Annotated in this window: 10 protein-coding genes; 9 read left to right on the forward strand and 1 reads right to left on the reverse strand. The window is 43.4% G+C overall.

Features of this window, described 5'->3' with window-relative positions:
* Positions 1-77 precede the first annotated feature (77 nt).
* From tig to QFZ78_RS31005, 5 genes are all read left to right on the forward strand, one after another.
* Complete coding sequence (tig, locus tag QFZ78_RS30985; protein WP_307553201.1) at positions 78-1,379, forward strand: trigger factor; 1,302 nt, start codon at positions 78-80, stop codon at positions 1,377-1,379.
* Positions 1,380-1,578: 199 nt separating this feature from the next.
* Positions 1,579-2,169: an ATP-dependent Clp endopeptidase proteolytic subunit ClpP gene (clpP, locus tag QFZ78_RS30990; protein WP_307446742.1), complete on the forward strand. Its 591-nt coding sequence runs from the start codon at positions 1,579-1,581 to the stop codon at positions 2,167-2,169.
* Positions 2,170-2,181: 12 nt separating this feature from the next.
* The gene (gene clpX, locus QFZ78_RS30995; protein WP_307553202.1) at positions 2,182-3,450 is read left to right on the forward strand and encodes an ATP-dependent protease ATP-binding subunit ClpX; all 1,269 of its coding nucleotides are present in this window, start codon (positions 2,182-2,184) and stop codon (positions 3,448-3,450) included.
* A 96-nt stretch (positions 3,451-3,546) separates the two neighbouring features.
* The gene (gene ispG, locus QFZ78_RS31000) at positions 3,547-4,644 is read left to right on the forward strand and encodes a flavodoxin-dependent (E)-4-hydroxy-3-methylbut-2-enyl-diphosphate synthase (RefSeq protein ID WP_307446734.1); all 1,098 of its coding nucleotides are present in this window, start codon (positions 3,547-3,549) and stop codon (positions 4,642-4,644) included.
* A gap of 449 nt (positions 4,645-5,093) precedes the next feature.
* Positions 5,094-5,912 carry a divergent polysaccharide deacetylase family protein gene (locus QFZ78_RS31005; RefSeq protein ID WP_307553203.1) on the forward strand — a complete coding sequence of 273 codons (819 nt, stop codon included), beginning with the start codon at positions 5,094-5,096 and terminating at the stop codon, positions 5,910-5,912.
* On the opposite strand, the gene QFZ78_RS31010 is transcribed toward QFZ78_RS31005, so the two are convergent.
* Entirely contained in the window at positions 5,905-6,579 is a 675-nt protein-coding gene (locus tag QFZ78_RS31010; RefSeq protein ID WP_307553204.1) for an N-acetylmuramoyl-L-alanine amidase family protein, read from the reverse strand. The two genes, QFZ78_RS31005 and QFZ78_RS31010, sit on opposite strands and share 8 nt — an antisense overlap.
* A gap of 250 nt (positions 6,580-6,829) precedes the next feature.
* On the opposite strand from QFZ78_RS31010, the gene lonB reads away from it, so the two are divergent.
* From lonB to QFZ78_RS31030, 4 genes are all read left to right on the forward strand, one after another.
* Entirely contained in the window at positions 6,830-8,548 is a 1,719-nt protein-coding gene (gene lonB / locus QFZ78_RS31015; RefSeq protein ID WP_307553205.1) for an ATP-dependent protease LonB, read from the forward strand.
* 127 nt (positions 8,549-8,675) lie between these two features.
* A complete protein-coding gene (gene lon / locus QFZ78_RS31020) occupies positions 8,676-11,021 on the forward strand; it encodes an endopeptidase La (protein ID WP_307553206.1) in 2,346 nt (781 codons plus the stop codon).
* A 23-nt stretch (positions 11,022-11,044) separates the two neighbouring features.
* Positions 11,045-11,704, forward strand: coding sequence for a ribosome biogenesis GTP-binding protein YihA/YsxC (gene yihA, locus QFZ78_RS31025; RefSeq protein WP_307553207.1), 660 nt, complete (start codon positions 11,045-11,047; stop codon positions 11,702-11,704).
* Positions 11,705-11,948: 244 nt separating this feature from the next.
* The gene (locus tag QFZ78_RS31030; protein WP_171644806.1) at positions 11,949-12,536 is read left to right on the forward strand and encodes a non-ribosomal peptide synthetase module; all 588 of its coding nucleotides are present in this window, start codon (positions 11,949-11,951) and stop codon (positions 12,534-12,536) included.
* Positions 12,537-12,721: the final 185 nt, after the last annotated feature.

Below are 12,721 nucleotides of genomic sequence, written 5' to 3' on the forward strand. Positions count from 1 at the left end.
TATGGTATAATAGAATGGTTGTAATGAGAGTAACGTGAAAATATGTCATCGTACATTTTTGGAGGGGAAAGCATAAAATGAAAGCAAGTTGGGAAAAAATAGAGAAGAACGTAGGCGTTCTTGAAGTGGAAGTTGGCGCAGACCGCGTAGCAGATGCTTTGGATAAAGCATTTAAAAAGGTATCAGCAAAAGTGAATGTTCCAGGATTCCGTAAAGGGAAAGTGCCTCGTTCAATATTTGAAGCTAAATTTGGTGTAGAAAGCTTGTATCAAGATGCTTTAGATATCATTTTGCCAGAAGTTTATGTGGAAGCGATTGAAGAGGTTAAAATCGAGCCTGTCGATCGTCCTGAAGTAGACGTTGAGCAATTCGGCAAAGGACAAGTACTGAAGTTCAAAGCTAAAGTAACTGTTAAGCCTGAAGTAACACTTGGCGAATACAAAGGTATCGAAGTTGAAGCAGTAAGCGCAGAAGTTACCGATGAAGAATTGAATGAAGAGCTTACTCGTTTGCAACAACGTCATGCTGAATTGGTTGTTCTTGAAGAAGGACAAGCAGCAAATGGTGATGTTGTTGTCCTTGATTTCGAAGGATTCGTTGATGGTGAAGCATTCGAAGGCGGTAAAGCGGAGAAATACTCCCTTGAGCTTGGTTCCAACTCCTTCATTCCAGGTTTCGAAGAGCAACTCGTCGGTCTTGGTAAAGGCGAAGAGAAAGAAGTTAACGTTAGCTTCCCTGAAAACTACCACTCCGAAGATTTGAAAGGCAAAGCAGCTGTGTTTAAAGTGAAAATTCACGATATTAAACGCAAAAACTTGCCAGAGCTTGATGATGAGTTTGCTAAAGATGTGAGCGAGTACGATACACTTGTAGAGTACAAAGAAGAACTGAAAAAACGTCTTCAAGAGCGCAAAGAAAAAGATTCAGAGGCTGCTCTGGAAACAGCTGTTGTTGAAAAAGCTGCAACTAATGCTGATGTTGAAATTCCAGCTTCCATGGTAGAAGCAGAGCTAGATGTTATGGTGAAGGAATTCGAAAGACGTCTTCGCTCGCAAGGCATGACTCTTGAGATCTACTTCCAGTTCTCCGGTCAAAACGAGAGCGTGCTAAAAGAACAAATGAGAGAAGATGCTGATAAGCGTGTTCGTAACAACCTTGTTCTTGAAGCCATCGCAGCTGCAGAAAAAATCACAGTTTCCGATGAAGAAGTTGACACGGAGCTTGAGAAATATGCACAATCCTACCAAAAAACAACAGCAGAACTTCGTGAACTGTTTACTTCAAACGGCAGCCTAGAAGGTCTGAGCAACGATCTTGTGATTAGAAAAACGGTTGACTTCTTGCTTGAAAATAGCAAGCATGTTTCCGCAGCTGTATAAATAAGGTAAGTAAAGGCACGTACGTAAGCAACGTGCCTTTCTTTTACCCTATTTTAGCCCCCAATCTGTCCAAGACCATAAGAAATACCCTCATACATAGCAGTTCTCTGAAAAAATGACTTTGCTGTTCAAACGTGTTAAACTGTATCTGAATCTCAATTGAGAGAACTTGGCTATTGCCGCAAAAGGAGTTGGTACAATGAGTCTTATTCCTATGGTTGTTGAACAAGAGGCTCGTGGGGAACGTTCTTACGATATCTACTCGCGTTTATTAAAGGACCGCATTATCTTCATTGGGAGCGCTATTGATGACGATGTGGCTAATTTGGTCATTGCCCAGCTGCTCTTTTTATCAGCTCAGGATCCCGATAAGGATATCCACTTATATATCAATTCACCAGGTGGATCTGTAACAGCTGGAATGGGTATCTTCGATACCATGCAGTTTATTAAACCAGATGTATCTACGATTTGTGTAGGTATGGCTGCAAGTATGGGTTCTCTGCTATTAACAGCAGGTGCCAAAGGTAAGCGATACGCGCTGCCGAATGCAGAAGTTATGATTCACCAACCGCTCGGCGGTGTAAGAGGTCAAGCAACCGATATCAAAATCCACGCGGATTGGATTATCAAAACGAAACAAAAACTCAACCAGATCTATGTGGACCGGACGGGACAGCCGCTTGAAAAGATCGAAAGAGACACCGACCGAGATAACTTTATGAGCGCTTATGAAGCGAAGACATACGGGTTAATCGACGAGGTTATCACTCGAAACGACTTGAAATAAAGGAGTGATCCCATGTTTAAATTTAACGATGAAAAAGGCCAACTCAAATGTTCCTTTTGTGGAAAATCCCAAGACCAAGTTCGCAAACTTGTTGCAGGTCCGGGAGTTTACATTTGTGATGAATGTATAGAGCTTTGCACGGAGATTGTGGAAGAAGAATTAGGGCATGAAGAAGAGCTTGATCTGAAAGATGTTCCGAAACCAAAAGAAATTCGCAATATTTTGGATCAGTACGTAATCGGGCAGGATCAAGCGAAAAAATCATTGGCTGTAGCGGTTTATAACCACTATAAGCGTATTAATTCGCAAAACAAATTGGAAGATGTTGAGCTTCAAAAAAGTAACATCGTACTTTTAGGACCTACAGGAAGCGGTAAAACGTTGCTAGCGCAAACGCTGGCCAAAATTCTGAATGTTCCTTTTGCAATCGCGGATGCCACTTCATTAACAGAAGCTGGTTATGTGGGCGAAGACGTTGAGAATATTTTGCTCAAACTGATTCAAGCTGCAGATTATGATGTAGAAAAAGCCGAACGCGGCATTATCTATATTGACGAGATCGATAAAGTGGCACGTAAATCCGAGAACCCGTCCATTACAAGAGACGTTTCCGGTGAAGGTGTTCAACAAGCTTTACTCAAAATTCTTGAAGGTACGGTTGCCTCAGTTCCTCCTCAAGGTGGACGTAAGCATCCGCATCAAGAATTCATTCAAATTGATACAACCAACATTCTGTTTATTTGCGGCGGAGCTTTTGATGGACTTGAGCAAATTATCAAACGCAGAATCGGTAAAAAAGTAATTGGCTTTAGCACAGATGGGGCTAAAGTAGATTTGAAACCAGGCGAGTACTTATCCATGGTGCTTCCGGAAGATCTCTTACGATTCGGCTTAATCCCGGAATTCGTGGGTCGTTTACCGGTCATCTCTACACTAGAGCCGCTGGATGAACCAGCCCTTGTGCGTATTCTTTCGGAGCCTAAAAATGCGCTCGTGAAGCAATACCAGAAGATGCTTGAGATGGATAACGTCTCACTCGAATTTGACGCAGAGGCACTTGATGCCATTGCTAAAGAAGCTATCAAACGTAATACTGGCGCGCGCGGCCTGAGAGCCATCATTGAGAGCATTATGCTTGATGTGATGTTCGAAGTCCCTTCGAGAACAGACGTCACGACATGTGTGGTATCTAAGGAAACAGTTCAAAACAAGATCACTCCTGTTTTGACGACCAAAGATGGTGCGCAGACGACTGGTAAGAAGAAAGAAGAAAGTGCGTAACCCATAATTTCACAAATTACACACAGCCTCCAATCCGATCCCCTGTTAATGGGATTGGAGCGGAGGATGTTTGGTGTCATGGGGAGAGAAACTATAATGTTCCATAGAAAAGATACGCGGGCCGTTCGTGTAGGCGATTTGACGATCGGTGGCAGTAATGAAGTCATCATGCAAAGTATGTGTACAACGAAGACAGCGGATGTGAAGGCGACAGTTGCAGAAATCCTTCGTCTGGAAGAAGCTGGATGCCAAATCGTTCGTGTCACCGTGAACAACAAGGAAGCCGCTGAGGCCATTAAAGAAATCAAAAAACAAATTCATATACCACTCGTTGCAGATATTCATTTTGACCATCGCTTAGCGCTTGCTGCTATTGAGAATGGCATCGATAAAGTGCGTATCAATCCAGGTAATATCGGCCGCCGCGAGAAGGTAGAAGCGGTTGTTAAAGCTTGTAAGGAACGTGGTATTCCAATTCGTATTGGGGTCAATGCTGGCTCACTAGAGAATCATCTTCTCGAAAAGTATGGGTACCCAACGCCTGAGGCTATGGTTGAAAGTGCCTTGTTCCACATTAACGTTCTGGAAGAGCTTGATTTCCACGATATTATCGTTTCACTCAAAGCTTCCGATGTTCCTATGGCGATTGCAGCTTATTCCCAAGCGGCTAAAGCATTCAACTACCCACTTCACCTCGGGATTACAGAAGCTGGCACGCTCTTTACAGGGGCCGTGAAGAGTGCGGCAGGTATCGGAACACTGCTCAATATGGGACTCGGTAATACACTGCGTATTTCGCTTAGCGCGGACCCAGTAGAAGAGATTAAAGTAGCTCGCGAGCTGCTCAAAACATTTGGCTTGATTACCAATGCTGCTACTCTTGTTTCTTGTCCTACTTGCGGTCGCTTGGATATCGACTTGTTCTCAATCGCTAACGAGGTCGAGGACTATATTGCAAAGATCAAAGTGCCGATTAAGGTATCTGTCCTTGGCTGTGCAGTGAATGGTCCTGGGGAAGCGCGTGAAGCTGACATCGGTATTGCAGGAGCTCGTGGTGAAGGCATGCTTTTCCGTTATGGAGAAATGATTCGCAAGGTTCCTGAAGCAGAACTGCTTAATGAGTTAAAGAAAGAAATTGATATCATCGTAGATTCTTATGAAAAAACTGGTGTTATTCCAGGACGTAAGCATTAATCGCATATATGTTAAAGAAGTAAGCCGTTAAAGGTACCTCGGTGAGGTGCTTTTAACGGCTTTTTTGTGCTATCTGTTGGATATTCAGAGCCTATGATTGTATGGGATTGTTACTGATACCCCGGTAAAGGGAACCACAGTGCGCTATTTTGGAAATATGCGCTAGAAAATTGAATTAGCGGAACATGGGTGCGCTATTTTCCTGCACCTGTATTTGGCTCCTGTATTAATTCCCGTACCCGCACCCATATCCACATCAATACTTGCATTATTTCCCGGACCAACTCTCCCGCACTAACTCCCGCACTAACTCCCGCACCAGCCCCCCAAAACCGTTTATTCCTTTTACGCATATTTGTTACGCAAGAGAAGCATAATGAGTAAAACTGGAAAGCTTGTTCAATTGAAGTAAGTTTTTCTAACGATTAATTGCAAACAAGGAGAATGCTATGAATTTGCAAAACAAGTATAGGACTGTTCGTCACATTACCCTTACGGTAATCGTAGGGATTTTTTTGCTTCTCTTACCATGGCATACGGGTGCTTCAGATGTAGCAATGCCAACACAACATGCGGCTGAAATTAAGAGCAAGAAGGTTGCTATTGTCATTGATGACTTTGGCAATAATATGGAAGGCACTAATGAGATGATGAATCTACCCATCCCTTTCACTGTCGCTGTCATGCCTTTCCTGCCCTCTACCAAACAAGATGCGCAATTAGCACACGATAAGGGGCATGAAGTCATTCTACACCTACCAATGGAACCTGTGCGAGGCAAGAAGAGTTGGTTAGGTCCAGGAGCCATTACTACTGACTTATCGAATGATGAGATTCACAAACGGATCGTAGCAGCAATCGAAGATATTCCCTATGTAATAGGAATTAATAATCATATGGGATCCAAGGCTACTGCGGATAAGAGAGTGATGAAAATTCTCGTTGAAATCTGCAAAGAAAAAAATCTCATTTTATTAGATAGCCGTACTTCTACAAAAAGCCTAATCGGCAAGCTAGCGGGCCAAAGTGGAGTTCCTTATTCTGAGAATCAACTTTTCTTCGATGATCTTTACACGTACAGTCACATCAGTAAGCAAATGGTGAAGTTTAAAAAGTTAGTCCATCAACGAGACCTGGTCATCGCGATTGGACATGTGGGTCCACCAGGGAAAAAAACAGCCCAAGTCATTAAAGAGGCCATTCCGATCATTCAAAAGGAAGCTGTCTTTGTTCCGATTTCACAAACAATGAAACTAAATACTAACTAGGATGGATCATAGCAAAGTATTGATCTACCGCTTGAGTAATGGCTTTTGCTAGCTTGGCTTGATGATGAGAGTCATTCAGCAGCTTGCGGTCTGCTTTATTCGAAATAAATCCTAATTCAACGATAACAGACGGGCATTTCGTGTGCTTAAGCACATAATATTTTTTGCCGAGAACAGCCAGTTCTTCCGTTCCATAAAGACGATTTAGGGAATCCTGCAAAAGTTGAGCAAGCAAAATGCTGTCCGATTGATTTTGATAAATAACAAGAGGGCCTCTACGATCGGATTTACTTGACCAATTAATATGCATGCTTAACATTATTTTGGGCTTAATGGTGTTGGCGATTCCGGAACGCTGCGCTAAATCCTTACGGTGTCTTCCACCGAACGACCACTTGTTATCTTCACTTAAAGCGTAGTCCTCCGTCCTGTTGATGATGACTCGATAGCCCCTTTTCTTAAGCAGCTTGTATGTTTTTTTGGATATGGCTAAATTCATATCTTTTTCTTGATATTTACCGTGTAAAGCTCCGCTATCTATGCCCCCGTGCCCTACGTCGATAATGATATCAGCATTAGGCATCAAGGGATTATTAGCTAAAGCGTACGCATCTGATGTCATACAAAGGCAAAGGAAAAGTAATAAAATCATCAAGCTTTGCTTCAAGCGAACCACATCCTTTTGCATGAATATCTAAGCTTATCCTTCTTCTGTAAGGGGGCTATCATACGTCACGCAAAAGTTTGCATGAATTGGATTAACCTTCTTTTACACGGGAATAATGGAAGTTATGACAAAAAAGTTGAGCTGTTTGACGAAGGCCGCAAATAACTTGCGAAGTAGTTTTCTTCCAAAAACTAAGCATATGCTTACGATGACAGTTTTGCCAAAGCAAAGCTCTTAGGAGGTATGACAAATGAGTTTAAGTATTATTCTTATGGTAATTCAAGTTTTCTTTGCCGTTGTGATTGGGTTGTATTTCTGGAATTTGCTGCGCAATCAACAGACGAACCGGTCTGCTGTCGATAGAGAGTCCAGGAAAGAATTGGAGAAATTAAGAAAACTAAGATCCATTTCGCTAACAAAACCACTCTCGGAGAAAACAAGACCGTCCTCCATGCAGGATATCGTTGGCCAGATTGAAGGATTGAAAGCCTTAAAAGCTGCACTATGCGGTCCCAATCCGCAGCATGTCATAATTTATGGTCCGCCTGGTGTTGGCAAAACAGCTGCGGCTCGTGTCGTTCTAGAGGAAGCTAAGAAGAATCAGGAGTCACCCTTCCGTCCGGATTCCAAATTTACAGAAATCGATGCCACGACAGCACGCTTTGACGAAAGAGGAATTGCCGATCCGTTAATCGGATCAGTTCATGATCCTATTTATCAAGGTGCTGGTGCAATGGGGGTTGCGGGAATTCCACAACCTAAACCAGGTGCTGTAACAAAAGCGCATGGCGGGATTCTATTTATCGATGAGATCGGTGAATTACACCCCACACAAATGAACAAATTATTAAAGGTGCTGGAAGATCGCAAAGTATTTTTGGAGAGTGCGTATTATAGTTCTGAAGATGCGAATATTCCAGGCTATATTCATGATATATTTCAAAATGGTCTACCCGCTGATTTCCGTTTAGTAGGGGCTACAACACGTACTCCAAGCGAGATTCCTCCAGCTATCCGTTCGCGCTGCTTGGAAATTTATTTCCGTCCTCTTTTACCAAGTGAGGTAGGCGAAATTGCTCGTAAAGCACTTGATAAGATTGGCTTCAAGAAATGTGAAGCTGCTGTTCAAGTTGTAACGAAATATGCAACCAACGGCAGAGAGGCTGTGAATGTGATTCAGCTTGCCGCGGGTATTGCCTTAACGGATAAGCGAGATGAGATTACCGCAGCCGACATTGAGTGGGTTGTCAATTCATCGCAAATTCCACCTAGACCAGAGCGGAAAATACCAGCACAACCGCAAATTGGATTCGTCAATGGATTAGCTGTGTATGGTCCTAATTTGGGTACACTACTTGAGATTGAAGTGACCGCAATACCAATTGCCGCTGCGGGTACTGGCAAATTTAATATTACGGGTGTTGTAGATGAAGAGGAAATGGGAGGAGGCTCGCGAACCATTCGCAGAAAGAGTATGGCGCGCGGTTCGGTGGAAAATGTGCTGACCGTCCTTCGCAAACTTGGGTTTAATACGTCAGATTATGATCTGCATATTAATTTCCCAGGCGGGGTGCCTATCGATGGACCTTCTGCAGGCATTTCCATGGCGACAGCTATTGCATCTGCAATACATAAAATACCTGTGGATAATAAATTGGCAATGACGGGGGAAATGAGTATTCATGGTAAAGTTAAACCCGTTGGCGGCGTTGTAGCAAAGGTCGAAGCTGCATTCCAAGCGGGAGCTACCAAAGTCATTATCCCTAAAGAAAACTGGCAAGAAATGTTTGCTAATTTGCCGGGGGTAGAGGTGCTCGCTGCTGACTCGATCGAGGAAGTGTTGGAAGTTGCATTAGGCTTAGAGCTTCATGATAATGTGATTCACTTGCCTTTTGCTTCGGAAAGGACAATTCCAGCTTCGTCTTTACCTATTTTACATGCTAATTCACAACATACAATTGACTCCTAAATCAGAGTTGAGATAACCTTACATGATACGTCAGAGTGCCAGTTGGTGTTTTGTTTGCAGTTTTGATAAAATGTAAAGGGCAACGAGGGGTACAGTTGAAAGATCCATATATTAGGAGGTGCAGAGGATGGGACCCGGAAAAATCAAGGTGCGCAGATTGCCGCTATTGCCTCTAAGGGGACTGCTGGTTTATCCGAGCATGGTTCTACATCTGGATGTAGGGCGAGAAAAGTCGGTTAAAGCACTAGAGCGGGCAATGGTGGATGACAGCATGATTCTCCTCTGCTCTCAATCAGAGATCAACATAGAAGAACCTGCCAAAGAGGATATTTATCGCATCGGGACAATTGCTAAGGTAAGGCAAATGCTGAAACTACCGAATGGTACGATTCGTGTCTTGGTAGAAGGCGTTTTGCGTGCTGAAATTGTTGAATACCTTGTGAATGATGAATATTATGAAGTCACGGCTAAGGAATTACCGGAGCAAGAAATCACCGATCCTGAGATCGATGCACTCATGCGAAGTGTACTAAGCCAATTCGAGCATTACATTAATTTATCGAAAAAGGTTACACCAGAAACGCTTGCTGCTGTTTCGGACATTGATGAACCAGGCCGTTTAGCAGATGTTATATGCAGCCATTTATCGCTCAAAATAAAGGATAAACAAGAGATTTTGGAGACCGTAGATGTACGTGAACGTCTCGAGAAAATGCTCAATATCTTGAATAATGAGCGAGAAGTGCTTGAACTCGAACGTAAAATTAGTCAACGTGTTAAGAAACAAATGGAGAAAACGCAGAAGGAGTACTACCTTCGCGAACAGATGAAAGCAATCCAAAAGGAACTTGGCGATAAGGAAGGCCGTGCTGGCGAAGTGGATGACCTACGCAACCAGTTGACGGAAGCTGAATTGCCAGATAAAGTCCGCGAGAAGGTTGAGAAGGAAATCGACCGCCTAGAGAAGATGCCAGCGACTTCTGCTGAGGGAGGCGTCATCCGCAACTATATTGACTGGCTGCTAGGACTGCCTTGGTCCAAAAATACGGATGATGACTTGGATTTAGATAAGGCTGAGGAAATCTTGAACGAGGATCACTTCGGACTTGAGAAGCCAAAGGAGCGCGTACTCGAGTACTTAGCGGTACAGAAGCTTGTTAAGAAGCTGAAAGGACCTATCCTTTGTTTAGTTGGACCTCCGGGCGTTGGTAAAACCTCCATTGCTCGTTCGATTGCTAGATCCATGGGAAGACAGTTCATTCGTATTTCTCTTGGCGGGGTCAGAGATGAAGCCGAAATTCGTGGTCATCGTCGTACGTATGTTGGGGCTATGCCGGGACGGATAATCCAGGGGATGAAGAACGCTGGTACGAATAATCCTGTTTTCTTGCTAGACGAAATTGATAAAATGGCCATGGATTTCCGCGGAGATCCGGCTTCGGCATTGCTTGAAGTTCTTGATCCCGAGCAGAATAGCACTTTTAGTGATCATTTCATTGAAGTTCCGTTTGACTTGTCCAATGTCATGTTCGTGACAACGGCGAATGCCGTTCACAATATTCCTCGCCCTCTGTTGGATCGGATGGAAGTTCTCTACATTCCTGGCTACACAGAGATTGAGAAGCTGCAAATTGCGAAAAAGTATTTGCTCCCTAAGCAGAAGCGTGATCATGGTTTAGAAGAAGAACAACTTGTTGTGGATGAAGATGCCTTAATGAAAATCGTACGTGAATATACACGAGAAGCGGGCGTTCGTAATTTAGAGCAGCAAGTTGCAGGTATGAATCGCAAAGCAGCTAAAAAGATCGTATCTGACCCAACTACACCGGTACATGTAACAGAAGAAAACTTGAAGGACTATCTAGGACCGAGCAAGTTCCGCTATAATGTAGCCGAAGAGAAAGATCAAATAGGTGCTGTGACAGGCCTTGCTTGGACGGAAGTTGGCGGAGATACCTTAGTCATTGAGGTCACCGTAATGCCTGGAACAGGCAAATTGACTTTGACGGGTAAACTTGGTGATGTGATGAAGGAATCGGCACAAGCTGCTTTCAGTTATACACGCTCACGGGCTGATGTGTTAGGCATTGCGCCTGACTTTCATGAGAAGAACGATATCCATATTCACATCCCTGAAGGTGCCATTCCAAAGGATGGTCCATCCGCAGGAATTACGATGGCTACGGCATTGATTTCAGCATTGACGAATATTCCAGTTTCTCGAGTAGTTGCTATGACAGGTGAAATTACGTTGCGCGGCAGAGTACTTCCAATCGGAGGGCTCAAAGAAAAGGCACTCGCTGCACATCGAGCTGGTATCCGTACCATCCTGCTGCCTCAGGATAATGAGAAAGACATCGTCGAAATTCCAGAAAGTGTCCGCGCCGAGATGACCTTTATTCCAGTCAGCCATATGGATCAAGTGCTTGAACATGCGCTTGTCAAAAATAAGCCTCCCGTGCAAGTCGGATAACGATAGAAAGTAGTTGAACATCCATGAAAGTCAATCAAGCTGAGTTTATTATCAGTGCGGTTGGGCCTAGCCAATATCCAGAGGATGCCTTGCCAGAGATTGCTCTGGCAGGGCGTTCTAATGTCGGGAAATCCTCACTTATTAACTGTTTGATCTCCCGCAAAAATTTGGCCAGAACCAGCTCACAACCCGGCAAAACCCAAACGCTTAACTATTATAAAATCAACCAGGACTTATATTTCGTAGATCTTCCAGGTTATGGATACGCCAAAGTTTCAAAAACGAAACGGGAGCAGTGGGGGAAGTTCATTGAGAGCTACTTAATGAATCGAGAAACACTGCGCCTTGTTATGCAATTAGTTGATTTACGTCATCCTCCTTCCAAAGATGATCAAGCTATGTACGAGTGGCTAAGACATAATGATGTGCCAGTCATCGTCGTTGCGACCAAGGCCGACAAGATCCCGAAAAGCAGATGGCCAAAGCATATCAAGATTGTTCGAGAGACACTGGGGATGGATAAGGGTGTCCAGCCGTTGATGTTTTCCTCGGAGCTTGGGCTCGGCAAGGACGAGCTGTGGGGGATTCTAGAGCAAGCCATTGCATATGGAGAGCCAGAGCCTGAAGAAGCTGCTGAACTCGTGATTGAGCAAGAACAAGATAAAGAACAAGAACCGTCCTGATTCATAGGGCGGTTTTTTGTGTAATGATGGGGAGGACGTCAAAAGACAGAGAAAATCAAGAAGAAGCACACGGGAAAGCGAGGTTTACTGGGGAAAATTTGCTGGCATTCCGTAATTCCTTGGTTTTTTCAGAATATTTGGCTGATTATAATGAAATGCACGCAGGAATATTAGAGACGCATGTAGTATAATAATAAACAAGGTAATAGTTAATGGCTTGAAAACAAAGAATCGAGGGATTTTTATGGCACAAAGGTTAGCGACTGAATATGTCAAAACCTGCCTCCAGTTAACAGAAGCCGAGATGTTCAGGTTTTTTCAAATGTTTGTGGATCATCAAGTGACATTGCAAGTGAAAGTCTTGGAAAATGGCAACCAAGAGGTTGTTTTTCAAGATGGAGCAGGTCAGGAAATCGTCCTTTCATTTGAGAAGAAATCGGGCCTATATGAATGCACAGGATCCTGCAGATTAAGTAACACCTTACTTGCTAATTTGATGCGTAAAGCGGTATCAGAGTTTAAAGGAAGCGCAACAGTAAACCGAATTTACCCTAGTTATACAATGGTTTACTACTATGAACGTGGAACCGTCGTTAAAATCGAGGAAGTCAAAGGGCAATTGTTGACCGTTATTTATGAGTACAAAGACACCATTGGTCTCATGCAGCAAATGTTCCAAAAGAGAGAAGTCGAGCAAGAGATTGAAATGATCTACGATCAAATTAACCATCTTCTAGATTTGCGTAATATGCTGCAACAACAGGAAGAACATCAACAGATCGACACTCGCCTCAATGAGCTAACGCATCGTTTGTTTATATTGGAGGCTTAACCATCACATATACCCACAATTACAATAGACCCTTTTTAGGGTCTTTTTTGTTTTAAAGCATTTGACAAAAAAAACTATTGCATTTCTCGTCGATAGATGTTATTTTTATTCTCGTTGAAACAATATAGGAACCAGGATTCACTCAGGACATTGAATGTTGCGAGAGATTATACCCTCGGGAAGTG

Source organism: Paenibacillus sp. V4I5 (assembly GCF_030817255.1).
Lineage (GTDB): Bacteria > Bacillota > Bacilli > Paenibacillales > NBRC-103111 > Paenibacillus_E.